Below are 25,878 nucleotides of genomic sequence, written 5' to 3' on the forward strand. Positions count from 1 at the left end.
TCATTCGGTTGGCCGGGGCGGGCACTCCTCGCCAACCACGGTTCCGTCATAGGCTTTCTCACCGCAATTGTTCAACGCGTGCCAGACATATCCTTTACCGTCCTTGGTGACGGCGACAATTCGGTCGACACCGTAATGGACGTTCTTGACCCCCAAATAGGCCTGTGCCTGCCCCGATTTCAACGCGTCGGCCAGAGCGGCTGCGTCATAGCAATCGAACCACCCCGGTGCGGTCAGGGGTTCCGCATCCTCGACTGTTTGATAGGCGCGTAGGTCATCATGCGTCAGGTCTGTTTCAAAACAGGCGCGATAGCGGATCGGTGAACTGTCTGCATCAATCGCCTGAAAGGCGGAGTAAGAAATGGCCGTCGGGTCCTCTGCGCCTTGGGCCACCAGCGCCACATCCTGTCCGGGTTTCGCTTCGACATCATAGTAAAACCCGTAAATTTGCAGGTAATACATCCCGATTCCGGCGGCTAGGGCCGAGACCAGCAGTACAATCGCAAGCAGTTTTCCGGTCATAGTCTTCCTCTCATGCTTACGATGCCCCTTTCATGAGGCGCGAAAATAGGACAGGTTCCGATGGATTACAGGGCAGAACGAGATTTTTGGAATGGACACGACCCTTGCCGTAGGATTCTTTGGCGCGCTTTTTGCGATCATGAACCCGATTACGAACCTGCCGGTATTTCTGAGCGTGACGGACGGGTTGCCTCCGGCGGACCAAAGAAAAGTCGCCGCAAAAACAGCTGTCTACTGCATGATCCTTGGCGCGGCCTTCGCCGCGATCGGGAACAAAACGCTGAGCTTGTTCGGGATCAGCGTTGATGACCTGCGCGTGGCGGGCGGGCTGGTCGTCCTGATGATCGGGCTGAACATGCTGAATGGTAATCAAAGCACGTCCCACCACGGCACCAAGGGGGAACAGGAATCCTACCCTGAGCCCGACACAGTTGCGTTTTATCCCTTGGCGTTCCCGATCCTTGTTGGCCCGGGTACGATCACGACACTGATCCTGTATGCGCATCATATCAGCAATGCCATTGATGCCATTGTTTATGCTGGCGTATTTCTGGTCGTCCTGTTGCTGCTGTTCGTCACTTTCTGGAACGCCTCGGCGATCGCCAAGCGCCTGTCGGAAAATGCCCGCGTGATCATGAGCCGTTTCATGGGCATGATCCTGTCGGCCATCGCAATCGGCATGATCGCGGCTGGACTGAAGGTGTTGCTGCCTGGTTTGGCCTGAAAGGCGCATCAGGCCACGTGCCCGGCGGCCTCGGTTTGAACGAAGGCGTCGGCGCATTGCTTGGCCAGCGCGCGTACCCGGCCGATATAGGCCTGCCGTTCGGTCACCGAGATTACGCCCCGTGCATCCAGCAGGTTGAAGATGTGACTGGCCTTGATGCACTGATCATAGGCCGGATGCGCCATGATGATGCGTTTGCCGGTCTTTGGATCGTCGTGCTCCTGCGAAAGAATGGCCGCGCATTCGGCCTCGGCCTCTTCGAAGTGACGCAACAGAACCTCGGTGTTGGCAACGTCAAAGTTCCAGCGCGCGTATTCCTCTTCGGTTTGTTTGAAGATATCGCCGTAAGTTAGCGGGCTGGGCGATTGCGGATCGTTGAAGGGCATATCCATCACGTGATCGATGCCCAGCACATACATCGCCAGACGCTCAAGCCCATAGGTCAGTTCGCCCGAGACCGGCGCGCAGTCATGGCCGCCCACCTGTTGGAAATAGGTGAACTGGCTAACCTCCATGCCATCGCACCAGACCTCCCAACCCAGCCCCCAGGCGCCCAGCGTCGGGCTTTCCCAGTCATCCTCGACAAAGCGGATGTCGTGCAGGTCCATATCGATGCCGATGGCCTGCAATGACCCCAGATACAGCTCTTGCAAATCCGGCGGGCTGGGTTTGATCAGCACCTGATACTGATAATAATGCTGCAACCGGTTCGGGTTCTCACCATATCGCCCGTCGGTCGGACGGCGCGAGGGCTGCACATAGGCCGCCGCCCAAGCCTTGGACCCCAAAGCGCGCAGGGTGGTTGCCGGATGGAACGTCCCTGCCCCCACTTCCATGTCATAGGGCTGCAGGATGGCGCAGCCCTTGGATGCCCAATAGGTCTGAAGACGCAGGATAATTTCCTGAAACGAGCGTGGTGCGCTAGACGGTTCGGTCATGACATTCCCTTTGGGTGCAACTGCACCCAGTTCCGGTCGGTTTCGCCCTTCCTATGCAAGGGGCTAAGGGGCGTCAACGGGCCAATGGCCACGGGCTGTCACTGAGCCGCCACACTGTCGATCCGCCTTCAGAGGGGCATGGCGTTTGACCCATGCTTTCGCGTAATCTGCGCCAAAGACAAAACACTGCGAAACGGGCAGACAATGACACGTGTATTTTCGGTAATTCTTTTGATTTTCCTTTTCGGCCTGCGCGCCGCAAGCGCGCAGCAGGATCAGGGCGTTTGGGTCCAGGTCGAGGCACAGCCTTCGCTGCGCGAGGCGCAGGAACGGGCACAGGCCTATGCCAGCAATCTTCCGGATGTCAGCGGATTTCGCTTGAACAGTGGCTGGTATGCCATTGTTATTGGTCCGTATTCTCGTTCAGACGCTGAACAGGTTCTGCGCGTCTATCGGGCGGAACGCCAGATTCCCAATGACAGCTACATCGCGTTCTCGAACTCGTTCAATCAGCAGTTCTGGCCCGTTGGCATCAACACTTTGGACCGCCCGGCCATAGCCACGCCGGTCACGCCCGAGGAACAACCGCAGGCCAGCTTAACCATCCAGCCGTCAGAGGAAACCCGGGCCGAAGCCCTGCGCGGCGAACGTCTGCTGACCGCGCAAGAACGTAAGGACCTGCAAACCGCATTGCAGGCCGCAGGGTTCTACGCCTCGACCATCGATGGTGCCTTTGGCGCTGGAACCCGTCGGTCCATGCAGGAATGGCAGCGATTTAACGGCTATGAGGCAACCGGTGTTCTAACCACCCTGCAACGCAAGGCGCTGATGGACGATTACAACGCGCCGCTGATCAGCGTCGGGATGGGTCGCTATGCCGACACAGATGCAGGCATTTCGCTGGATCTGCCGCTAGAGGTCCTGGCCTTTGACCGGTACGAAGCCCCGTTTGCCCATTTCAAACCCACTTCGGATCTGGACGCAAAGGCCCTGCTTATCAGCCAAGAAGGGTCCCCGGCCACGCTGCGGGCGCTTTACGACGTGATGCAGTCGCTTGAAATCGTGCCGTTGAACGGCCCCCGCGACCTGCGCGGCAACAGCTTTTCGATCGAGGGGCACGGCAATGGGATCGTTTCATACACGCAGGCAGCGTTGGACGACGGCAAGATCAAAGGGTTCACGCTGGTCTGGCCCGAAGGCGACGACGCGCGCCGGTCCCGGGTTCTGGCCGCGATGCGCGCCAGTTTTGCGACCACCGACGCGGTGCTTGATGACGGCGCAGGAGCTGACGCAGAACAAAGCATCGACCTGATCTCGGGCCTGCAAGTCCGCAAGCCGCGTCTATCACGCTCGGGCTTCTTTGCGGATACCGGAGGCTCCGTCCTGACCGTGGCCGAGGCCGCAAACAACTGCGCCCGCATCACTCTGGATGGCGACCAAGAGGTGCAAGTGGCTTGGGCCGACGCTGACTTGGGGGTTGCGGTGCTGCGTCCGACGCGAACGCTGAGCCCGATCAGCGTGGCCGAGTTTAATTCGGAACAGCCGCGCATTCAGTCGGATGTGGCCGTGTCCGGTTTCTCGTATCAGGGGGCTTTGGGTGCACCGACGCTCAGCTTCGGGCAGGTCGCCGATATTCGCGGCCTGAACGGTGAGGCCGGCGTGAAACGCCTGACCCTGTCGACCCAGCCCGGCGATGCGGGTGGACCGGTTTTTGACGGCAGCGGCAATGTTATCGGAATGGTGCTGCCGACACCTTCGGACGGGCGCAGCCTGCCTGCCAGCGTCAGCCTTGCCGCAAACGTGGATCGGTTGACGGAGATCCTTGGAAAGGCAGGAGTTTCAGGTCAGTCCGGTCAAGGCGCAGCCGACATTTCACCAAACGAGCTCAGCCGACGCGCGACAGGTATGACCGTCCTGGTGCATTGCTGGGACTAAACCAAAAGCCATCAGGTAAACGGCGCTGTATTCAACAGCGCCGTTTTTCTTTGGATCAAAGAATATCCGGCGTTACGCGGATCAGTGTTGGCACAGGTGCCGCAAATGCGTCGCGCAAAGCAATTTGCATCTCGTCGAGATTGCTGGGCGCAGCCGAGCGCGCACCGTAGGCCTCGGCGAGCTTGCAGAAATCGGGATTGCGCGCCACCACAGCGTTCGGCGCGATTTGGCCGCGGACCATGCTGTCTTCGATCTCTTTCAGCTTGCCGTTGTCCCAGAGGATGATCGGTAGCGACAGGCCCAGTTCCACCGCCGTTCCCAATTCTTGCACTGTGTACTGAAACCCGTAATCACCTGCGACTACGGCGGTCGGTTTCCCGCGTCGCGCCACCGCCCCGCCGATAGCTGCGGGCAGCGCATAGCCCAGCGTTCCGAACCCCGTCGGATGGTGCCAATGACCGGGGTAAGCCATATCCCAAACCTCTTTCGCGACATACGCAAATTGGGTCATATCTGAATAGATCATGGCGTCCAAAGGCATAGCAGCCCGCAGCGCATCCAGCACGGGGACAATGCCCGGACGTTCGGCATCAATCTCGGCCCGCCAGCGACTGCGGGCCTGTGCGACCTCCTCAGCGCTCCAACCTGTCGCGGGCTTCACCTGATCAGAAGCGGCAAGCAGAGCATGGGCAAAGCTCTCGCTATCTGCCTGCAATTTGATTGTGGCACGGTGACGATCCGACAGCACTTCGGGGTCCAGATCGACGCGAACAAGATTGGCTGCATGCCCTAAATCGGTGCGCCACAGATCCACCTCGGCCAGTTCCGTCCCGACCGCAACCACCAGATCAGCCGAGGCGATCACTTCGGCGCTGCTTGGCCTGGGCAACATGGCTCCAAAGTCCAAGTGATAGCCGGTACCCGTCAGGCCGCGACCGGCATAGGTCGTGAAACACGCAGCCCCCAACAGAGTCAGAATCTGCCGCCAAAGGTTTGACCGTGCACCACCGCCCAGAATGAACAGCGGACGCTTGGAGATATTCAGCATCGACATGACCGGTGCAACATCCAGCGGCAGAACCTTGGTGCGTAACGCGGGTTGGTTTGGAAACGGCGCGGGGTCGGCTTCGGCTTCGAGCTGCGCGATTGGAACCTGAATATGTTTTGGCCTTGGGCGCGATAGCTCAAACTCTTCGAACGCGCGCTCGATCAGGCTGTACGCAGCTTGCGCAGTTTCGGCCTGACACGACCAGTCGGTAACCGTTTCGGCTGCGACCCTCTGATCCTTCATCTGATGCAATCGGCCGCGCTGCGCCTGCGTCTCATCAAGGCAGGACGAGATCACCAGCATCGGCACAGAGTCGCTATAAGCCTGCCCCATCGGCGTCATCGTATTGCACAACCCCGGCCCGGTTATCACATAGGCAACACCCGGCTTGCCCGTCGCGCGCGCGTAGCCATCCGCCATGAACCCTGCACCCTGCTCGTGCCGCGCCAGAACATGGCTAATCCCAGCCTCTTCGATCCCGCGATACATCTCCTGATTATGCACACCGGGAATGCCAAAGATGACATCCACACCGCGTTCTTTCAGCGCGTGAGAGATTTGCGCGCCAAGGGGTCTTTTCATCAGCCTCTCCAGAATTGGACGGTAAAGATTGCGTAAACGGCCAACAGCTCTAACCGCCCGACCAGCATCCCAATGGTCAGCATCCACTTGGCCGTGTCATTCAACCCGGCAAAGTTGCCAGCCGGACCGATCTGGTCACCCAGGCCCGGTCCCACGTTTGCCAACGCCGTTGCCGCGCCGGAAACGGAAGTGATGAAATCCAGACCGGTCAGCGCCAGCGCCCAGGACAGCACCCCCATCGACAGAACGAAGAACATGAAAAAGCTCATGACCGAGGTCAGAACATCGCGGCTGATCGGGCGACCGTCATAGGTAGGTTCAAAGACCCCATGCGGCGTTCTGATCCGGTTGATTTGGGATTTGATGGACGCAATCAATAGCTGATAGCGGAAGATCTTGATTGAACAGGCGGTCGATCCGGCACACCCGCCGATCAGGCCGATCAGAAAGAACACCATGATCGGGAACCCGCCCCAGCCCATGTAGTCAACGCTTGCATAGCCGGTGCCCGAGATAATCGAGGTGATGTTGAACAGCGACTCGCGGAACGCCTGTTCCCAATGGTGCGGAAACACCGAAGTCAGAAACACTGTCATAACGATGACCAGCACCAGGATTGTCGCCAGAAAGGCCCGGATCTGACTGTCACGCAGCAACGATGTGCTGTGCCCGTTAGCAAGCTGCACATACCGCACGAACGGCAGAGCGGCGAGGATCATGAATACCGAAGCTGCATATTCCGCTGGCCCCGAAAACGTACCAAAAGACGCATCATAATTGGAAAACCCGCCCGTCGATATTGTCGTGAACGCATGCACCACGGCGTCAAAAAAGCTCATACCCAACCCGGCATAGACCAGCGCGCAAACTACTGTCAGAAACACGTAGATAAGTGAGATCTGGCCCGCTATCTCCTGCGCGCGCGGCAGGATTTTTCCCATGGTTTCAAACCCTTCCGAGCGGAAGATCTGCATCCCGCCAACCCGCAATTCGGGCAGGAACACCATCGCGACAACGATGATCCCGATACCGCCGAGCCACTGCAATACGCCGCGCCACAGCAACAGCCCGCGCGGCAGGTCATCCAGACCCGAGATTACGGTGGAACCGGTGGTCGTCAGGCCCGACATGGCCTCGAAATAGGCATCGACGAACCGCAGTTCGGTTTCGCCGAACAGAAAGGGAATCGCGCCGAAAACGGGCAGCGCGACCCAGACGCCGGTGGTCAGCAGAAACGTCTGCCGAATGGTCAGCCCCTCGCCTACGCCGTTCGAACAGGCCATCGCCAGGACGGTGCCCGTCAGCATCGTGATGACCGCGCTTTCAAGGAAAACGTGCCACTCCCCCCGGCCCTCGATCAGGTCCGCAAGCATAGGCAGCAGCATGGTCGCCCCAAGAATGGCGACCAGCAGGCCAATCACATATCCGACCGGGCGAAAGTCCATCATCCCGCGAAGGGTTGGCTTGGCGGCCCGGTGGTGTCAAGCGGGTGGGCTTGTATTAATCCCCGGATTTCTCGGTTTGTGTCGGCATTGCCGGCGGTTTCGAGGGCGCGCGGGTCCGGCGGGCCGGTGTCGTGGGCTCGACTTTGGACTGCACCGGTTGCTCGGGCTTGGTTGCGGCAGGTTTGGCCGGAGCTGCGCGTTGCGCTTGCCGGGGGGCCGGTTTTGCTTCTGGTTTGGGTGCCGGGTCCGCAGGTTTGGGTGCCGTCTTTGCGGCGGCAGCGGTTTTCGCTGCGGCGACTGCTTTGGCGGCGGGTGTTGCTGCCTGCGCGCGTGGTTTGGGCGCAGCTTTACGAGCCGGCGCGGGTTTCGGTGCAGGCGCCTGTGCGCGGGCGACCAGAGCTTTGGGCTGTTCTGCGGCAGCCGGAGCCTTCGGTTTTGGTGCAGCTTTGACTTTCGGCGCGGCATCAACCTTGGGCTTTGCCGCAACAGTCGCTTTCGGTTTCGCAGCAACCGGGGGCTTGGCTTTTGGCGCAACAGCGGGCTTCGCTTTGGCCACCGAATTGGGTTTGGTGGCTGGTTTAGCCACCGAATTGCGTTTGGTGGCTGGTTTAGCAGCCGGGGCAGCTTTGGCTTTCGGTGCGACTTTGCGCTCAGCGGGCTTCGGCTTGACCGGAGCGGGTTCGGACGCTGCGGCGTGCAGGGCGTGAACTGGGGCCATCGGCAATTCGATGGCCGAACGCGCCATGATCTGCATGATTTTCAACTGACTGACCATGGCATACCCGGCGACGCGGAATGCAGCGGCCTGAAACTCAAGCGGTTGGGAAATTGGATTCATTGCATGTCTCTCCTATGAAAGCGATGCAGCGGAAATCGGCAAAAAGAACCCCGCCCAACCCGATCGTTCGGGTGGCTTCACAAAATTGCGGACCTGGGCCTTGCACGTACCGGCTTCCTTTCAGGCTGCACCTTAGAATGTCTTCGTGGGACTTGATCATTCAGCGCATTTTGACCGCGGCGCAGCAGCTGCACTCGGCTCACTCATACGTGAAAAATAACGCGGATGCAGCATTTCCCGCTGCGTTGCGGCAATTTTACGCCAATCACTTAAATTTAAGCCTGATTCCAACCGGTTCCGCCGGTTTTTCAGCCGACGTGAAACAGGGTTGTAAACAATCTAGGGTCAACGCTTGCGGCCTCGAATGTGGGGCCTTCGGTCAGAATCGAGATCGCATCATGGCTGTGCAGGCTTTCCTGATGGCTTGCGATCACCCGGAAATCACCGACATGATGATCGGCCTGCAATTCGGCACAGAACAGACGCACCGCATCTTCGACAAAGATCGGGTTGGCGGCGTTCAATTCCGCAAAGGCCTGCTCGTCCTCGCGCTTGACCATGACCTGCGTTTCGGTGGGCACAGCCCTGCGACACAGGGCAATCAGGTCCTCGAACCACAGGCAATCGGCATCACAATCGACGACCACTGAAATTCGCGCGACCGAGCGTTGCGAATGCGGTGTTGCCAACTGCCCACGCGTCGAACGCGCATGTTCGCTCAATTCCAGCGAACACGGGCAGGTCGAGGAATAAACATAGTCCAGATGCATGATCTTCAGACGTTCGCCGCCCTGTTCGACCAGTTCCAACGCGATGTCATAATACTGATATCCCGACAGGCCGGACCGAAGGCTTTCGACCAGATCGGGATAAGAAAAGCGCATCTGGATACGGGCGTCAAAACTGTCGAGATCGGCCTTATAGTCTTCCAGCGCGGCTTCCATAACCTCGAAACTGAATGTGCTTTCGGCATGCTTGTAAAACGACCGCATGATCCGGGACATGTTGATGCCCTTCTTTTCGGCCTCGAGGCTAACCGAACCGGTCACCGAGGTTTCCAGCGTCAAATCCTCGCCATGCTTGCGGTGGAACCGAATCGGCAGACGGAAATTGGAAATTCCCACGTGCTGAATCTGCTGTTTGGCGCCACGGATCAGACTGGACGGCCCATTCTGCAGATCCGGCAACGAGGCTTTATAGGCATCGTCTACACGAAAATCCGCTGGGTACTCACGTGAGAGCGACGGGTAATTGACAGGCGCCAATCCCGGGATCAGGCGCGCAACTGCCGGATCAAGCTGACTGATTTCCGCATCAGACGCAGACGAGGCCCACTTGCGCAAAACCTTAAGCGCAGCCTCGGCCTCATCACGATCGGGGGTATCGTCCAAAGTGCGTGGATGTACGTTCATACGCCAGTGTCCTTGTTTCGCCGCCGGACTATAGGCGGTTTAGCAACTTGTTCCAGTCCCCTCGGATACGCGTAAGATACCTGATCGGATTGAAAAAATCAGCGCAAATCCGACATTCTCGGGCCATGCACGCCCTGCGCGGGATCGAACCCGCCCACGAGCGACCCCTCCGGCGGTCTTGGTTTATTGCTGCGACGCGGTCAAAGCCTGTTGAATATCGGCCAGCAGGTCCGACGCATCTTCAAGCCCGACCGAGAAGCGTATCAGCCCGGGGGTAATCCCCAACTCATCCCTCTGTGCGTCGCTCAGACGTTGGTGAGTCGTGGTTGCCGGATGCGTCGCGATCGACTTGGCGTCGCCCAGATTGTTCGAAATCACCGGAATCGTCAGCGCATTCAGAAACGCAAATGCCGCCGCCTTTCCACCTTTGATATCCAACGACAAAACCGTGCCGCCTTTGCCGCCAAGCTGAGATTGCACCAGAGCATTCTGCGCGTGGGTTTTCAGCCCGGGGAACAATGTGCGTTCAAGGGCCGGATGCCCCTCCAGCGCTTCGGCAATGGTCTGCGCCGTTTCCGCCTGCGCATTGACCCGCAGGGCAATGGTTTCCAGACCTTTCAGCATGACCCAAGCATTGAACGGGCTGAGCGCGCCGCCTGTGTGCTTGAGATAGGGCTCAACAGTGCCGCGAATAAAGTCTTTGGTGCCGATGATGACACCGCCCAGCGCGCGCCCCTGCCCGTCGATATGTTTGGTGGCCGAGTAGACGACCACATCCGCGCCCTGCTCGATCGCGCGCGAAAATACCGGGGTCGAAAAGACGTTGTCGACAATGACAGTAGCACCGACTGTATGCGCCAGGTTCGAAACCGCCTCGATATCGATAACCTCAAGCGTTGGGTTCGACATGGATTCAAAGAACACAGCCTTGGTGTCGGGTCGGATCGCGGCCTCCCACTGCGCCAGGTCGGTGCCGTCGACAAACGTAACCTCGACCCCATAGCGGGTCAGGATATTCTCGAGAATATAAAGACACGAGCCAAACAGCGCCTTGGCCGAGACCACGTGATCGCCAGCCTTCAACATCGAAGCCAGAGCGCCATTGACCGCCGCCATGCCCGAAGCAGTGGCAAAAGCGTCTTCGCCCCCTTCCAGCGCCGCGATACGCTGTTCGAACATCGATACGGTCGGATTGCCATAGCGGGCATAGATGAATTCATCCGGGCCGGATTCGATGAACCGGGCCTCGGCCTGCTCGGCGTTGTCATAGACAAAGCCCTGGGTCAGAAAGATTGCCTCGCTGACCTCTTTGTATTGGCTGCGGCGAGTGCCGCCATGGACGGCTTGGGTGCGCTTGTTCCAGCTCTTGCTCATCTCAATCCTTTCAGCCCCGGTAAGAGGCAAACAAAAAACCCCAGACGCGGCCAAGCGAAAGGGGTCTTTCATCCTGACCTTTTAGCGGTGTTGTTTAGCGTGGCCCGCAATCCGGTAACAAATCGCCACGTAGCTCTGCGTCGGCAATACGCCTCGCGCCGTATGACGTCAAGCCCGCGCTGCGTGTCCGTCACGCTTTCGTAGGCTGACCTTGCCGTTCCGGCAGAAAACCGCATGATCACCTGAACATCAGGAGGACTCATGGCAGACCCGATCGATCTGTATTTCTGGCCCACGCCGAATGGATGGAAGGCGTCCATCGCTTTGGAAGAGATGGAGCTGCCCTACACAACCCATCTGATCAATATCGGCAAGGGGGACCAGTTCGACCCCGAGTTTCTCAAAATCTCGCCAAACAACCGCATGCCCGCCATCGTTGATCCCAATGGCCCGGATGGCGCGCCGGTTTCCGTATTCGAAAGCGGCGCGATCCTGATGTACCTGGCCCGAAAGACCGGTCGTTTTTACGGCCATACCGAGCGTGACCGGATCGCCATCGAGGAATGGCTGATGTGGCAGATGGGTGGTGTTGGCCCGATGGCCGGACAGGCGCATCATTTTCTGAAATACGCCCCGCAACTGGACCCACCGCAGGACCTGCCCTACCCCAAAGATCGCTATCGGGCTGAAGTCGGGCGCCTATACGGCGTGCTCGACCGGCGGCTGGCTGAAAACGAGTACGTGGCGGGTGACTTCTATTCCATCGCCGACATGTCGATCTGGGGCTGGGCCAGCCTGTGGGAGGGCCAGCAACAGGTGCTGGAAGACAAGCCGCATTTCGCCCGCTGGCTTGAAACAGTCAGCGCCCGCCCCGGCGTTCAGGCCGGTCGCGCGCTAAACGCCGAACTGCGCGGTGATCACAGGGACAAGCAGTCGCAAGGGGTATTGTTTAAGCGGTGACGCAGTCGGAACAGTCGCCGGACCACTTGCAATTGGTGATTGCGGAAATCAGAAGCTCAAAGTCCCTGACAAGGCCTCGAATGCTCTCGCCTGCAAACAAAAAAAGGTCAAATCAGTTGGCGATCACGCCTCCAAAGGCTGAACCGCGCGCCGATAGAGGTGCCAGGTGGTATGGCCCAGAATTGGCAAAGTGAAGATCAGGCCCAGAAATGCCGGTATCAGGGACACCAGCATGGTGACCGAGATGATCGCTGCCCAGGACAGCATGACCACCGGATTTTCCGTTACGACTCGGATCGATGTGAGCATCGCGGAAACGAAATTGGTTTCCCGATCCAGCAGCAGCGGCATTGCGATAACGGTTACCGAGAACAAAACGGCCGACAGAAATGCGCCTATGCAGGTGCCAACAGCCAGAAAGGTCCAGCCCTGTGGCGTGAAGAAAACAGTAGTCAAAAACCCGTCAAAATCCGAGAACGATGCATTCTGCAAGATAATCGCTAGCCAAAGCCGCACCTGATAGATCCATACCCAGAAGATGAACAAGGTGACAAAGGCCATCCATCCCATCTCACGCTTGCGTTGATCGGCCATGACGGTGAGGATTTCAGACCAGCCGAATGTCTCTCCAAGCTGTCGCCGCCGAGACATTTCATACAATCCTGCAGCAGCGAACGGGGCGACCAGCGGAAACCCTACGATGGCGGGAATGATCATCCATATCTTGCCCAGCCAAACCAGACACCAGACCATCAGGATCCCGAAAACTGCATAGAACAGACCAAAGAATCCGCTCATGAGGGGCCGCGACAGAAAATCCGAGACCCCGGCTTTCAACGATGCAACGATATCGCCCGCCGTCACTTTGTTGACCTTGAGCTTGACCTGCGGTTGCGGCGTCAGATCTTCCGGCGGTGTGGAACCTGCGGTTTTGGATGTCATGACACACTCCTGCCAAAGCTGGGCTTAGCACCGGTCCGTTTGCCAACGGACCCGGCAATGAAACAGACATCGCGCTTCCGGCTTCAGTTTTGCATCAGACAGCGCACTAGGGCAAGTGCAGCGCCTTTAATCCAGACCCGCCCCATGCGAGACTTCTGCACGCCAAGATGACCGAGGGCGCCCCGAGTTATTCTCCGCCCAAGACCGTCGTAGGTTTTGCACCTGTCCAAAGAAGGTTGCCCCCGGGACCATTGCGGTCATTCGACAGGCTGACGACCAAACGCCAGAACAAAAAGCGAAAATCTCCGCGGAAAGTCTCAGGGCGGCGTGTCGAGTCGCAAATGACACTGGAAAGACCTATTCGCCTTGACTAAGGAAGAAATCGACAATCGAAAAAGGAAGACGCACGCAATGGCAAAGATCACCTATGTCGAGCACGGCGGTACCGAACATACAGTCGAGGTCGCCAACGGACTGACCGTCATGGAAGGGGCCCGTGACAACAATATTCCCGGCATCGAGGCCGATTGCGGCGGCGCCTGTGCCTGCTCGACCTGCCATGTTTACGTCGACCCCGCCTGGGTCGAGAAAATCCCGGCTAAGGACGACATGGAAGAAGACATGCTGGACTTTGCTTTTGAACCCGACCCTGCGCGCTCGCGCCTGACCTGCCAGATCAAGGTCACCGACGCGTTGGACGGTCTGGTCGTACAGATGCCGGAAAAGCAAATCTGATGTTTCACAAAGCGCCGCATCTGCCCGTCTGCCTGTGGCGAAGTTGGGCACGCGGTGCGCTGCTTATGTTGTGCCTATGGATTGCAGAGGCCGATCCCGCCACAGCCGCAGACACCATCACTTCGGCTCGTTTCATCGAACCGACCAAACGATATGCGCATGGCGTGCTTGGGGATGACATCGAATACGGATCTCTCGAGATTACGATTAACAACTCCGCCCTGCCGAAAGACCCGTACACCGGTAATACCGACTACGTAATCAATCCGGTTATCAAGCGGTCAGTCTTCACGATACGCCTACCTGCAGACCGTGTGTTCGAAGACCTGGAACCCCGATTGGTGGACGTTGACCAAAATGGGACTAACGAAGTTATCGTTGTTGAATCTCAACAAGACACCGGCGCTCAGCTCGCCATCTACGACGTACGCGGAAAAAAAATCGCTGCGACGCCCCATATCGGCACCCCCAATCGCTGGCTCGCCCCTGTTGGCGCCGCCGACCTCGACGGCGATGGCCATGTCGAGATTGCCTATGTAGATCGTCCGCATCTCGCCAAAACCCTGCGCATCTGGCGCTTCAAAAACCATAAGCTCAGCGAAATTGCCGCGATCCCCGGCCTCACCAACCACAAGATCGGCGAAGATTTCATATCCGGTGGTCTACGCTCCTGTCGCGCTCGCCCAGTACTTGTGCTTGCAAGCTCTGATTGGTCCCGAATCATCCGGGTGTCATACAATGACAGATGGCAAACCACCGATCTCGGTCCGCTCCAAAAACGCCAAGACCTGACGGCAGTATTCAGCTGCGGATCCGCATCTTCATCTGACTGAAAATATCATGGGGGTGAGGCCGCAGGCCGAAAGGGCAATGCCCCCTGCCCGATCTGCGCTTAAAGCGCCCGCCAGCCGATATCGCGACGATAGAACCCCTCGGGCCAATCGATGCCATCGACCATCGCATAAGCCCGATCCCGCGCAGCAACCAACGAATCCCCCCGTGCTGTCACGTTCAAAACCCGACCGCCCGACGCCACGATCTGCCCGTCCGATGCCTTTGTGCCCGCATGAAACACCATGTTGCTGCTGTCTTCGGGCAAAGCCGACAAACCGTTGATCGCCGAGCCCTTGTCATACGCCCCCGGATACCCGTTGGCGGCCATGACGACTGTCATTGCGTGATCGTCCGCCCAGTTCACTTGTGCATCGCTCAGACGGCCCTCGGCGGCGGCGTGCATCAAATCCATCGCCTGCGCACCAAGCCGCATCATCAACACCTGACACTCAGGATCACCAAAACGGACATTGTATTCCACCAGACGCGGCTGCCCCTCCTTGATCATCAGACCCGCATACAGCACGCCCTGAAACGGCATGCCGCGCCGTTTCATCTCGGCCATGGTCGGGCGCACAATTTCTTCCATCGCGCGCGCTTCGACCTCGGCACTCAGAACCGGGGCCGGAGAATACGCCCCCATGCCGCCCGTGTTCAGCCCGGTATCGCCCTCACCCACGCGCTTGTGGTCCTGCGCGGTTCCGATGGACAGGATGTCCTCGCCATCGCACAGAACAAAGAGCGAGGCTTCTTCGCCCTCCATGAACTCTTCGATGACAACTTCGGCCCCGGCCCCGCCAAATGCACCGCCAAACATGTCGTCGATTGCGTCCAAGGCCGTTTGCTCATCCATCGCCACGATCACACCTTTGCCCGCCGCCAGACCATCGGCCTTGACCACAATCGGCGCGCCCTGCTCTCGGATGTAGGCCCTGGCAGGTTCGGCTTCGGTGAAACGTGCATAGGCTGCCGTTGGCGCGTTTGCAGCGTCGCAAATCTCTTTGGTGAAGCTTTTTGACGCCTCCAACTGCGCCGCGTCCGCAGACGGACCGAAGACCAGAACGCCCGCTTCGCGCAAGCGGTCAGCGACACCTGCAGCCAGCGGAGCCTCGGGGCCGACAATCACGAAATCAATCGCGTTTTCCTCGGCAAAACTGACCACCGCACCGCCATTCTCGATGTCCAGCGCCGCGCAGTCAGCGATCTGAGCAATTCCGGCATTGCCCGGAGCGACGATGAGACGGTCGCATTTGGGGTTCTGCATCACCGCCCAGGCCAAGCTGTGTTCGCGCCCGCCGCTGCCGAGAATGAGGATATTCATGAATGCTCTCCGATCTGCTTGGCCTTGCCTGCGCGGCGTTCTAAGCTGGGCGGGCATTTGACACAAGGCGCTGAAATGTCCGACCTGCTCGATGACCCGATCCCGGGCCAAAATACCCCTGAATACACCGTTTCGGACATCTCGGGCGAGGTGAAACGCACGCTTGAAGGCACGTTTGGGCGAATCCGTGTGCGAGGCGAGGTTGGCCGTGTGTTCAAGGCACGCTCAGGTCATCTGTACTACGACATCAAGGATGACCGAAACGTGCTGGCCTGCACCACGTGGAAGGGGCAGATCTCGGGCCTGTCTGTTGTTCCCGAAGAAGGGCTGGAGGTTGTCGTCACCGGCCGCCTGACGGCCTTTGGTGCGCAATCGAAGTATAACCTGAACGTAGATGAGGTTGCCGTCGCCGGACAGGGCGCTCTGATGGCGCTGTTGGAGAAGCGAAAGAAACAGCTTGAGGCCGAAGGGTTGTTCGCGCCCGAACGCAAGAAACCTCTTCCCTATCTACCGCAGATCATCGGTGTTGTGACCTCGCCTTCCGGCGCGGTGATCCGCGACATCCTGCACAGGTTGCGCGATCGTTTTCCGCGTAAGGTGCTGATCTGGCCGGTCGCGGTGCAAGGGGCCAATTGCGCACCAGAGGTGGCGCGGGCCATCGATGGGTTCAACAAGCTGACGCCGGGCGGCGCGCTGCCGCGCCCCGATCTGATCATCGTCGCAAGGGGTGGCGGGTCAATTGAGGACCTGTGGGGATTCAACGAAGAAATTGTTGCGCGCGCGGCGGCAGGTTCGCAAATACCCCTTATCTCTGCCGTCGGGCACGAGACCGACACGACGCTGATCGATTTTGTCTCGGATCGCCGCGCGCCAACGCCGACAGCGGCGGCAGAGCTTGCGGTGCCGGTGCGGATCGAACTGCTAGCCTGGACCAACGAGCAAGGCGCACGACTGTCGCGCGCCGCGACAGACGCCGTACAGCGCCGCAGCCAACGGCTGAGCGACCTGTCCCGCGCGTTGCCGCGACCAGACAGTTTGCTGAACACCCCCCGACAACGCCTTGACTTGATCGCAGACCGTCTGGCACCGGCGCTTGATCGCGGCGTACAGGCGCGCCGCCTGCAAATGGTAAAATTGTCGGCGCATCTGCGACCTTCGGCGTTGAGAAACCTGGTTTCAACGCGGCAGGAGGCACTACGCAACCTGTCGTCCCGCCTGTCGGTGCGGCCGATACAAAAAGAAATCAAGCTGCGCGACGAGGCATTAGCCCGGTTGGGCGAACGGATGCATACTGCACAAGCCAGTCGCATCGAAAGATTGCGCAGCCAGGTAGACGCAACCGATCGGGTACGGGAAACGCTCGGCTACAAAGCCACCCTAGACCGAGGATACGCGGTCGTGCGGGCAGACGGGAAAGTCGTCACTACCAAAGAGCAGGCGTCAAACCACGCTGCGCTGGAGATCGAGTTTGCAGACGGAACACTCTCAACCGGCGCGCCAGCGAAACCGGTGACAAGGAAGTCCAAGCCGCCGACCGAGGATCAGGGGTCGCTGTTCTGAGGCCGGCATCAAGCGCCGACATCCGGCCCATAGCAGACCATCTCTTCCCCGATCTCCTGTGCCTCATAGAGTTCGGTGGCTTGTGGATCCCCCTCAAACTGCGCGATCAGGCCGGCTCCCGTTTGGGTAAAGACCCAGCATTGCGGATCCAACCGGTCTTCATAGAGAAAACAGATCTGATCTTCCCGCTCGTACCAGATGCCTTCCTTGCAGTCCCCGTCCAAAAATGACCAGATAACGCGGCGATTTGGCAGATAGCGCTCGACGCCGTATACGGTCCCGTTGAAGCCGTAGAACAAAGTTTTTCCTCGCGTATAGGCATCAAACTCGGCGCCCGACAGCGCGGTTTGCGCCGCTGTGGCCTGCGCATTCAAAGCAAGGAGAATCATCAGGTACTTCACCATAGGGTCATAGTGTCAGATGCACGTGAGCAACGCCAATCACATGGACCTTCAGAACTTGCCTCCACGTCACCGTTGAGCCTGATCTTTCGCAAAGCCAATGTTTCGGGAAACGGGGTTTCAAGAATGACGAACGCTCTTATCTGGCTGGCCGCTGGCTGCGCCCTTGCCTACCTCCCGATGTCGCCCCGTGCTGCCAGCAGTCTGCGCACGGCGCTAAAGACCGCCTCGGTCGCAGTGTTGGCCGCCGTCGCTGCGCTTGGCGGCGGCCCCACCTTGCTGGTTCTGGCCTTGTCGCTTTGCGCTCTTGGGGATGCCTTGCTGTCTCGTGAGACCGACCAGACTTTCATGGCGGGAATTGGAGCATTCGCCGCAGGCCATATCGCCTATATCGCCCTGTTTCTGTCCCACCCAAGCAGCAATGCGGGATTCATTTTCGATCGTCCCGGCTATTTCTGGTCACTCATCTTACTGGGCATAATCACCGCGACAGTGCTGGTGCCGCGCGTCGGCGACCTCAAGGGACCGGTGCTGGCCTATATCCCCATCATCTTGGGCATGGGAATCGCGGTACTTTCGCTGCCCGAGGCTGGTGCCTTGCTGTGGGCGTTACCCGCAGCAGCCGCGTTCATTGCTTCGGACCTGATCCTGGCGACTGAGAAGTTTTTGCTGCCACCCAACGATCCGGCCCTGAAATTGACGCCCTTTCTGGTCTGGATACTCTACTGGGCTGCGCAAGCCGGATTACTGATCGCATTCACGGGACCCTTTGCAACCGCCGCAATTCCGCATTAGGTGAAGACAACACCTGCGGAGACCAAAGATGGCTTTTTTATCCAAGCTGAAGGATCGGCTGTTCAAATCCTCGTCCCGACTCGAACAGGGTCTTGATGCCATCGTCGAAGACGGGGGCGAGGAAAGCACACCGGACCCGATCATCCCTGACCCGGACCCCGAACCTCAGCCGGTTGCAGAAACACCCCAACCAGACGTGCCACGCCCGTCCGAGCAGGCAGAGCCCGCGACGACATCGCCCGAACAGCGCAAAGGCGTTCTCGGGCGGATTTTTGGCCGCAGCGAGAACCGCACCGTCGTCCGCCGGGTGTTGGACGACGATATGCTGGAGCAGCTAGAAGAACTGCTGATCGCCTCGGACATGGGGGTTGATACCGCCCTGCGTGTTACTGCCAACATGGCCGAGGGGCGCTTTGGGCGGAAGCTTTCAACCGACGAGATCAAACAGCTGCTGGCGCAGGAAGTGGCCCGCGTGATGGAGCCGGTTGCCAAGCCCCTGCCGATCTATTCCAGACGTCCTCAGGTGGTTCTGGTTGTCGGTGTCAACGGTTCGGGCAAGACGACAACGATCGGCAAACTGGCCAGCCAGTTCAAAGAGGCCGGAAAGAAAGTCGTCATCGCCGCCGGTGACACCTTTCGCGCCGCCGCCGTCGAACAACTGCAAGTCTGGGGCGACCGCGCAGGTGTACCCGTACTCACTGCGCCCGAGGGATCGGACCCCGCCAGCCTCGCCTTTGACGCGCTTACCAAAGCGCAGGAGGAAGGTGCCGACCTTCTGATGATCGACACAGCCGGGCGCCTGCAAAACCGCGCAGACCTGATGGAAGAGCTTGCCAAGATCGTCCGCGTGATCCGCAAGAAGGACGAAACCGCGCCTCACAACACGCTGCTGGTCCTCGACGCCACGACGGGACAAAACGCACTCAGCCAGGTCGAAACCTTCCGCAATCTCGCAGATGTGTCCGGGCTGGTAATGACCAAGCTCGACGGGACAGCCAAAGGCGGCGTTCTGGTGGCGCTGGCGGACAAGTTCGGCTTGCCGATCCACGCCATCGGCGTGGGCGAGCAGATCGACGACCTCGCCCCCTTTGACCCCGAAGAATTCGCCGCCGCCCTTACCGGCGTGACCCAGACCTGATCCGCCCCTTCATCTGGCTTTGAAATCCTCGTGGAGGCCGGGGCAGACAGCCCCTTGACCTCTCTTACGGCGAAAGAACCGACACTTGAGCGACTGGCTGATCTCTCTTGAAGGCACCGACGCGGGTCACAGGCTGGCGCTTGCACTCGCGTTGTCCGCCGCCTTTCTGCATGCGGTATTCGGCGCGCTGCAAAAGGGTCGCCATGATCCCTGGCTGTCACGCGGTGCCATCGATGCAAGCTATTGCCTGATGGCCGCACCTTTCGCGTTTTTCGTAGTTCCCTGGCCCGAGCCCTATATGTGGCCCATCTTCGGGATGGTCTGGTTGATCCACATTGCCTACAAGACGCTTCAGGCAATGGCCTATACCAAAGGGTCCTATACTGTAGTCTACCCGGTTGTTCGCGGGACCGGCCCATTGTTCACCGTCATCGGTGCCTACCTGTTGTTCGGCGAGACGTTTTCAGGCATGCAATGGCTGGGCGTCGCTGTCCTGCTGGCCGGCATTTTCGGTCTGGCGGCCTACAATCTGCGCTATCTGGAAACAAACCGTGAAACACTTGGAATCGCGCTGGTTCTGGCGGTCATCACCGGACTGTTCGTGGCGCTTTACACCACCTACGACGCCTATGGCATTCGCGCCACCGCCGACCCGTTCACCTTTCTGGCCTGGTTCTTCATGATCGATGGTGCCGCGATGCCGATCTATGCCTTTCTCAGATGGCGCGCCATGATCGACCGTCCGACCATCGGGCCGCTGATGCTGCGCGGATTGGCCGGAGGCATCATCGCCCCCCTCTCGTTTGGATCGATTATGCTGGCGACACGGTTGGACAAAGTGGGCGAGGCCGCCGTTCTGCGCGAAACTTCCACCGTCTTTGCCGCCCTCATCGGCTGGCTGGTTCTGAAAGAAACCGTGGGACCAAGGCGAATTGCGCTGATGGCATTGATTGCACTCGGCGCGATAATAGTTGAAATGGGCGGGTAAGCAGCAGGACGCGCGAAATGACAGGCAAGAAAGAAATCAATCCGTTTCTGAAACAGGTGCTGGAATTGGGCCCGCCTCTGGCGTTCTTCTTTATCTACCTGCGTCTGCGGGATGACAGTTTCCAATTCGGCGGCACGGAATACTCGGGCTTTATCGTTGCCACGATCATCTTCGTTCCCCTCATGCTGGCCGCCATGGGCATCCTGTGGTTTCTGACGGGGAAACTCAGCCGGATGCAGATCTTCACCGCTTTCATGGTGATCTTCTTCGGCGGTCTGACCGCCTGGTTCAATGACGAGCGGTTCTTCAAGATGAAGACCACGCTGGTCTATGGCTTCTTTTCAGCCATCCTCGGGATCGGGCTGTTGCAGGGAAAATCCTATCTGGCCTACGTGTTGGACGAGATGCTGCCAATGCGTGACGAAGGCTGGATGATTCTGACCCGACGCCTTTGTGCCTGTTTCGCCATTCTTGCCGTAGCAAACGAATTGGTCTGGCGCACACTGTCCACCGACCTGTGGGTCAAGATCGAAACCTTCGGGTTTCCGATCGCCCTGATGGTGTTCCTGATGCTGCAAATCAGCATGTTGCAAAGCTATATGGACGACCCGGACAAGCAATAAACGGGTGTCAACCTGGTCGCGGTTTCTGCGGTTATGTCTAAAAAACCTTGGCATACTGATGAAGCTGTGAAAAATTAAGGCACCACCCGTCCCACTCAGCAGAGAAGTACGCACCACATGACGGCATTTCCCAATAGCGGATTCCTTTCCGAAGCCTCGGAACGGCTTCGGGCAATGCTTGCCGCGCAGGCAACCGAAGTCTCTTTGGATCGGGGCGAGGTTCTGTTTGAACAAGGTGACGAAGGCGATGCGCTGTTTGCCATTCTCGATGGCTTGCTCGAGGTCTCGTTTCTGGCGATGAGTGGGCGCAAGCTGGCGCTCAATCTGTTGCGCCCGGGCGAGGTTTTTGGCGAGATTGCCCTGTTCGACGATGGCCCGCGCACGGCAACCGTGACCGCAGCCGAACCCTCGCGCGTGCTGAAAGTGCGACAAAGGGATGTGATGGGACAAATCCGCCAACACCCGGACCTAGCGGTCGATATGATCCGGCTGGCTGGTCTGCGGATGCGGATGATGGGTGTTCAGTTGAACGAGCAAGTCTTTTTGCCCATGCCCATTCGCTTGGCGCGCAAATTGCTGCATCTGGCGAACGAGCAGGACGACCCGTCGCAGCGCATCACGCTGTCGCAAAGCGAGCTGGCCGAATTTGTTGGCGCCACACGCGAAGCGGTGTCGAAAACAATCTCGATCTGGAAGCGCAGCAACGTGGTCGAAGCGTCGCGCGGCGGCCTGCAAATCCACGATCTCGACGCGCTACAGCAATTGGCTGAATCCGATCTGATCTGAACCAAACACTTGCAGCCCTATTGTGACCGGGATCACATACGTTGAAACCGGATCGGTCTAAGGTGATTCCTGTTACCGTAGGAGGTCAGCTTATCATCCCCGATATCTGTCCACTGACCTCTCCCTGTACACGAGCCATATGCCTTGCCCGGCATATGGCTCATTTCTTTCGCTCTTCTTTGGGCAACAGCGGCAGAAAAACCCGTAAACCCCTAGGTATCAGCACAATTTACCAAGCGTGCACGGCTGCGTGTTCACTTGCACACGACGAAAGGCTTGAGCCCTATTTAAGTCGTTTTGACAAGTTGCCACCGATGAAATGCGAAGTCGAAGAATAATGCCAAGTTATTACTCGCGATGGCAATGCCTCGTGTTATGCTGGTCTGAAACAAGCATCTAACGATTAAAATATGCATCCACGCTTTGTTGTATTGGTAACGATTATTGTTGCAGCCATAGCAAGTTTTGGCAGCGTTGCAATTGCGTCAGACAATCGTGTCGCACTTGTTATCGGAAACTCCGAGTATGCTCACGTTTCAAATCTGTCGAACCCGGAAAACGATTCCACCGATATTGCAGACGCGCTTGAACGCATAGGTTTCTCCGTAACCCGCGGAATGAATTTGGATGGCCGCGGCATGCGATTGGCACTGCGCGATTTTGCGGAAAAGGCTGACGGCGCATCGATGGCTGTCGTTTACTTTGGAGGACACGGAATTGAGATCGACAATACTAACTACCTGATTCCCGTGAACGCTGAACTCCTAAATGATCGAGATGTTGAGTTTGAGGCGGTACGTCTTGATGCTGTCGTAAATGCGCTCTCCAGCGTCGATGGTATGAAGATCATCCTTGTCGACGCATGCCGCAATAACCCTTTTCTCGCGGATATGAATCGCACATCGGCCACGCGGTCCATCGGTCGAGGATTGGGTCGCATCGACCCGAGGGGCGTGTTGGTGGGATATGCTGCGCGGAACGGAACTCTGGCGCTTGATGGTAAGGGACGCAATAGCCCATATGCGGAAGCCCTCTTGGCACATATGGAAGAGCCCGGACTAGAGCTTGGAAAGATGTTCCGGAAAGTTCGGGACTCCGTTTTCACGCTAACAGAAGGATACCAAGAACCATTCACTTACGGATCTTTGCCAGGGGAAGACATTTTTTTGGTTCCGCCCCTTGAGGTAGCCGCTCTGCCGCCCGTGCCCGAAATTGCTGGCCAACCAGTTAAAATATTGGAACCGCTTGACGATCTGGACTTTCTGGATTTGTGCCATAATTCTACAGAGCCGGCGCATATTATGATTTGTGCAACGCCCGAATTGCTGCTCGAGCAGAAGCGCGTTCAAAGGTTGTTTGACAAGCGTCTTGACGAACTCGGTGGCGGCGACCTTTGGGGGCAATTGCTGCTGACACATTTGGAGTGGGAACAACGTAGAGACGCGTGTGGCGCAGACGTCGAGTGTCTGCTGCACAACTACCGAGGATGGCTCATTAGTTTGACGGACAGTCCGCAAGGGTTGTCAGAGGACGAGCAAATTGTTTTTTCCATTCAAGTGGAACTCAACAGGCTGAGTTGTGGCGCAGGCGAGCCAGATGGAAAACTCGGGCGTAAAACAAAACACGCCATGTCGGAACTGGCAAAGCAATTTAGCACCATGAAGCCACTCTCAACGAGCTTCTCTATCAATACATTGAGCAAGTTGCGGGAACTTCCCAGCTTTGCCTGTTCGGGAATTGTTCGCGGAGCCGAAAATCCGAAAATTCTGAACGGCGCATGGCGTTTGGTCGAGTATTGCCCTGAAGAAAGCCCGTACCCAAATATGACCATCGTTCATTCGTTAACGCTGCGAAATACGTCAGAGACCAACTTTTCCGCAAGGCTTGTACGCACGGGAGGATGGGTCCGTGAATTGAGTGGCGGGATTATTGGTTACGAGTTGAGATTAGCCACTCCGGACGAACATGGCATCAATTACCACTACTACTTGTCACCGACCACTGAGCCTTTTGAGTTTCACGCGACATCAAGAGACAAATGTCACGTTGTCGTATCAAGGGGCTGAATTTCCGTTCTCATTTTCTCTTCGACGGTTTCGGCGAGACCCGGCACACCACTAACCGTTAAGTCCGTTCGCGGAGAAAGCAGATTGAACTAGAGAGCTAGATGAAGCGGAAGAGCTTTGCGTTAATTGTCTGCGCCTGCTCGGCCGCGGGAACGCATCTAGAGGTTATGCCACGCAGACCGGTCGCTTTGAAACGACAACACCTCCGCAAAACTCGGAGGTGTTGCCGCGCCAGTTGTACCAGCGCTTTTGTTTGAACATGCTCCATTTTGATAAGCAATCGACGTCGTGTCGCTTCCAGCCAGGAACCACCTACTCTTCTAAGCTAAGCGCTACGAACCGCGGTTCTCCGCCGCGGCGGACCAGAAGCAACAGGGATTTGCGGCCAGCCTCACGGGCTTCTTCCATGCGTGCCTCAAGATCTTCGATCGTGGTGACCTTTTGTTGCCCGGCTTCCGTGATCAGATCCCCCGCACGCAGGCCCTTGGCAAACGCCTCGGACGCCTCGTCGACGTTGGACACCACCAGCCCTTCGGCATCTTCGTCCAAACCCATCTCTCCACGCATCGCGTCAGTCAGCGGTGAGATGGTCAGGCCCAGGATGTCGGTGTTTTCGGCTTCCTGATCTTCGTCAGTAGCCTCTTCCTCGCCGGCTTCGGCGCGCTCTGCATCTTCGCGGCGTCCCAGCGTCACCAGAACGGTCTGGGTTCCACCGTCACGGTGGACGACAACGCGCACCGATTTGCCAACCGTGGTTTCGCCGACCTGACGCACCAGGCCGCGCGTATCCTCGACCTCGACCCCGTCAAAGCTGAGGATCACGTCACCGGCCAGCAGCCCGGCATCCTTGGCTGGGCCATCCGGTACATCGCTGATCAGCGCGCCGCCAGGCTTGTCCAGGCCCATCGCCTCGGCCATGTCCTCGGTCACATCCTGAATGCGCACACCCAGCCAGCCACGGCGCGTTTCGCCAAACTCACGCAGCTGGTCGACAACCTTGGTGACCACGTTCGAGGCCATCGAAAATCCAATCCCGATCGAGCCGCCATTCGGGGACAGAATCGCGGTGTTCACCCCGATCACCTCGCCATTCATATTGAACAGCGGGCCGCCCGAATTGCCACGGTTAATGGCGGCATCTGTCTGGATGTAGTCGTCGTAAGACCCGCTCAACGCCCGGTTCCGCGCGGACACGATCCCGGCCGAAACCGAAAAGCCCTGCCCCAGCGGGTTGCCCATCGCGATGACCCAGTCCCCCACCCGCGCGGTGTCGCTGTCGCCGAACTGGACGTATCTCAGCGGCCCGGTTGCTTCGACTTTGAGCAGCGCGATGTCGGTTTTTTCATCCGTGCCAATCACCTTGGCAGGCAATTCCTCAGCCGGTTGGCCGTCGCCCGGAAAGAACTCGACCAGAATTTCATCCGCCTCGGCAATCACGTGGTTGTTGGTGACGATGTAGCCATCCTCGGAGATCACAAAACCCGAGCCCAGCGCATTGCTGCGGCGGGGTGGCCTGTTATCGTCACCGTTACGGTCCTGAAACTCGCGAAAGAAATCCTCAAACGGCGAACCTTCGGGCACAATCCCCTGCGGACCGGTCTGGCCTTCGACCAAGGTCGACGTGGTGATGTTGACAACCGCGGGGCTGATCTGCTCGGCCAGCGGTGCAAGGCTTTCACTACGCGCCTGCGCTGCCACGCTTTGCGCCAGAACCAGCAGCATTCCGACAAAGGCCAGCCACATCAATCGAACCATGACACTTACATCGTCCCGCCGGACGGAAATACTGCGCGCTTTTGCCTGCACCTGGGCTCTCCTTGTCGACATCTCTTATGGCGGCGGCCCTCGGGCAGCCGGTCTTAGAAACCAATGTAGTCAGTTTGGCCAAGCTAGCAACTCAGGATCGCGGGG

At 58.4% G+C, this 25,878-nt stretch carries 23 protein-coding genes and 1 riboswitch; of the genes, 12 read left to right on the forward strand and 11 right to left on the reverse strand.

What is annotated here, in order from left to right:
- Window positions 1–522, reverse strand: a complete 522-nt coding sequence (locus tag ACR0JA_RS04465; protein ID WP_480570531.1) for a DUF6446 family protein — start codon at window positions 520–522, stop codon at window positions 1–3.
- A gap of 91 nt (window positions 523–613) precedes the next feature.
- On the opposite strand from ACR0JA_RS04465, the gene ACR0JA_RS04470 reads away from it, so the two are divergent.
- Complete coding sequence (locus ACR0JA_RS04470) at window positions 614–1,246, forward strand: MarC family protein (protein ID WP_480570534.1); 633 nt, start codon at window positions 614–616, stop codon at window positions 1,244–1,246.
- Window positions 1,247–1,254: 8 nt separating this feature from the next.
- On the opposite strand, the gene ACR0JA_RS04475 is transcribed toward ACR0JA_RS04470, so the two are convergent.
- The gene (locus tag ACR0JA_RS04475; RefSeq protein WP_480570537.1) at window positions 1,255–2,184 is read right to left on the reverse strand and encodes a glycine--tRNA ligase subunit alpha; all 930 of its coding nucleotides are present in this window, start codon (window positions 2,182–2,184) and stop codon (window positions 1,255–1,257) included.
- Between the two features lie 204 nt (window positions 2,185–2,388).
- Between ACR0JA_RS04475 and ACR0JA_RS04480 the strand changes: the two genes are divergently transcribed.
- A complete protein-coding gene (locus ACR0JA_RS04480) occupies window positions 2,389–4,119 on the forward strand; it encodes a serine protease (RefSeq protein ID WP_480570540.1) in 1,731 nt (576 codons plus the stop codon).
- 55 nt (window positions 4,120–4,174) lie between these two features.
- Here ACR0JA_RS04480 and ACR0JA_RS04485 read toward each other — a convergent pair whose 3' ends face one another.
- The 5 genes from ACR0JA_RS04485 to metZ all read right to left on the reverse strand — a co-directional run bounded on the left by ACR0JA_RS04485 (window position 4,175) and on the right by metZ (window position 10,818).
- Window positions 4,175–5,749, reverse strand: a complete 1,575-nt coding sequence (locus ACR0JA_RS04485) for a thiamine pyrophosphate-binding protein (RefSeq protein ID WP_480570543.1) — start codon at window positions 5,747–5,749, stop codon at window positions 4,175–4,177.
- On the reverse strand, window positions 5,749–7,197 hold the full coding sequence (locus ACR0JA_RS04490) for a TrkH family potassium uptake protein (protein ID WP_480570545.1): 1,449 nt from the start codon (window positions 7,195–7,197) through the stop codon (window positions 5,749–5,751). The genes ACR0JA_RS04485 and ACR0JA_RS04490 overlap by 1 nt, the downstream gene beginning before the upstream one ends.
- A gap of 52 nt (window positions 7,198–7,249) precedes the next feature.
- Window positions 7,250–8,032, reverse strand: coding sequence for a hypothetical protein (locus ACR0JA_RS04495; protein ID WP_480570548.1), 783 nt, complete (start codon window positions 8,030–8,032; stop codon window positions 7,250–7,252).
- A 308-nt stretch (window positions 8,033–8,340) separates the two neighbouring features.
- A complete protein-coding gene (gene folE2 / locus ACR0JA_RS04500; RefSeq protein ID WP_480570551.1) occupies window positions 8,341–9,444 on the reverse strand; it encodes a GTP cyclohydrolase FolE2 in 1,104 nt (367 codons plus the stop codon).
- 183 nt (window positions 9,445–9,627) lie between these two features.
- Complete coding sequence (gene metZ / locus ACR0JA_RS04505) at window positions 9,628–10,818, reverse strand: O-succinylhomoserine sulfhydrylase (RefSeq protein WP_480570554.1); 1,191 nt, start codon at window positions 10,816–10,818, stop codon at window positions 9,628–9,630.
- Between the two features lie 61 nt (window positions 10,819–10,879).
- Window positions 10,880–10,957, reverse strand: a riboswitch (SAM riboswitch).
- Window positions 10,958–11,079: 122 nt separating this feature from the next.
- On the opposite strand from metZ, the gene ACR0JA_RS04510 reads away from it, so the two are divergent.
- Window positions 11,080–11,778: a glutathione S-transferase N-terminal domain-containing protein gene (locus ACR0JA_RS04510; RefSeq protein WP_480570557.1), complete on the forward strand. Its 699-nt coding sequence runs from the start codon at window positions 11,080–11,082 to the stop codon at window positions 11,776–11,778.
- 123 nt (window positions 11,779–11,901) lie between these two features.
- Here ACR0JA_RS04510 and ACR0JA_RS04515 read toward each other — a convergent pair whose 3' ends face one another.
- A complete protein-coding gene (locus tag ACR0JA_RS04515) occupies window positions 11,902–12,720 on the reverse strand; it encodes a DUF2189 domain-containing protein (RefSeq protein ID WP_480570560.1) in 819 nt (272 codons plus the stop codon).
- Between the two features lie 411 nt (window positions 12,721–13,131).
- On the opposite strand from ACR0JA_RS04515, the gene ACR0JA_RS04520 reads away from it, so the two are divergent.
- On the forward strand, window positions 13,132–13,455 hold the full coding sequence (locus ACR0JA_RS04520) for a 2Fe-2S iron-sulfur cluster-binding protein (RefSeq protein ID WP_480570563.1): 324 nt from the start codon (window positions 13,132–13,134) through the stop codon (window positions 13,453–13,455).
- Complete coding sequence (locus tag ACR0JA_RS04525; RefSeq protein WP_480570566.1) at window positions 13,455–14,288, forward strand: FG-GAP repeat domain-containing protein; 834 nt, start codon at window positions 13,455–13,457, stop codon at window positions 14,286–14,288. Before ACR0JA_RS04520 ends, ACR0JA_RS04525 begins: the two co-directional genes overlap by 1 nt.
- 59 nt (window positions 14,289–14,347) lie before the next feature.
- Here ACR0JA_RS04525 and purD read toward each other — a convergent pair whose 3' ends face one another.
- Window positions 14,348–15,610, reverse strand: coding sequence for a phosphoribosylamine--glycine ligase (gene purD, locus ACR0JA_RS04530; protein ID WP_480570569.1), 1,263 nt, complete (start codon window positions 15,608–15,610; stop codon window positions 14,348–14,350).
- 75 nt (window positions 15,611–15,685) lie between these two features.
- On the opposite strand from purD, the gene xseA reads away from it, so the two are divergent.
- Window positions 15,686–17,170, forward strand: coding sequence for an exodeoxyribonuclease VII large subunit (xseA, locus tag ACR0JA_RS04535; protein WP_480570572.1), 1,485 nt, complete (start codon window positions 15,686–15,688; stop codon window positions 17,168–17,170).
- 8 nt (window positions 17,171–17,178) lie between these two features.
- On the opposite strand, the gene ACR0JA_RS04540 is transcribed toward xseA, so the two are convergent.
- Window positions 17,179–17,559, reverse strand: a complete 381-nt coding sequence (locus ACR0JA_RS04540; RefSeq protein WP_480570575.1) for a hypothetical protein — start codon at window positions 17,557–17,559, stop codon at window positions 17,179–17,181.
- Between the two features lie 138 nt (window positions 17,560–17,697).
- Here ACR0JA_RS04540 and ACR0JA_RS04545 point away from each other — a divergent pair, with 138 nt between their 5' ends.
- The 6 genes from ACR0JA_RS04545 to ACR0JA_RS04570 all read left to right on the forward strand — a co-directional run bounded on the left by ACR0JA_RS04545 (window position 17,698) and on the right by ACR0JA_RS04570 (window position 23,967).
- The gene (locus ACR0JA_RS04545) at window positions 17,698–18,366 is read left to right on the forward strand and encodes a lysoplasmalogenase family protein (RefSeq protein WP_480570577.1); all 669 of its coding nucleotides are present in this window, start codon (window positions 17,698–17,700) and stop codon (window positions 18,364–18,366) included.
- A 28-nt stretch (window positions 18,367–18,394) separates the two neighbouring features.
- Window positions 18,395–19,504 carry a signal recognition particle-docking protein FtsY gene (gene ftsY, locus ACR0JA_RS04550; RefSeq protein ID WP_480570580.1) on the forward strand — a complete coding sequence of 370 codons (1,110 nt, stop codon included), beginning with the start codon at window positions 18,395–18,397 and terminating at the stop codon, window positions 19,502–19,504.
- An 85-nt stretch (window positions 19,505–19,589) separates the two neighbouring features.
- Window positions 19,590–20,492: an EamA family transporter gene (locus ACR0JA_RS04555; protein ID WP_480570582.1), complete on the forward strand. Its 903-nt coding sequence runs from the start codon at window positions 19,590–19,592 to the stop codon at window positions 20,490–20,492.
- Between the two features lie 17 nt (window positions 20,493–20,509).
- Window positions 20,510–21,115, forward strand: a complete 606-nt coding sequence (locus tag ACR0JA_RS04560) for an inner membrane-spanning protein YciB (protein WP_480570584.1) — start codon at window positions 20,510–20,512, stop codon at window positions 21,113–21,115.
- Between the two features lie 117 nt (window positions 21,116–21,232).
- Complete coding sequence (locus ACR0JA_RS04565; protein ID WP_039531374.1) at window positions 21,233–21,901, forward strand: Crp/Fnr family transcriptional regulator; 669 nt, start codon at window positions 21,233–21,235, stop codon at window positions 21,899–21,901.
- A gap of 410 nt (window positions 21,902–22,311) precedes the next feature.
- Window positions 22,312–23,967, forward strand: a complete 1,656-nt coding sequence (locus tag ACR0JA_RS04570) for a caspase family protein (RefSeq protein ID WP_480570587.1) — start codon at window positions 22,312–22,314, stop codon at window positions 23,965–23,967.
- Window positions 23,968–24,279: 312 nt separating this feature from the next.
- On the opposite strand, the gene ACR0JA_RS04575 is transcribed toward ACR0JA_RS04570, so the two are convergent.
- On the reverse strand, window positions 24,280–25,722 hold the full coding sequence (locus tag ACR0JA_RS04575) for a Do family serine endopeptidase (protein ID WP_480571151.1): 1,443 nt from the start codon (window positions 25,720–25,722) through the stop codon (window positions 24,280–24,282).
- Window positions 25,723–25,878 lie beyond the last annotated feature (156 nt).

It is taken from the genome of Ruegeria sp. AM4, assembly GCF_056540665.1.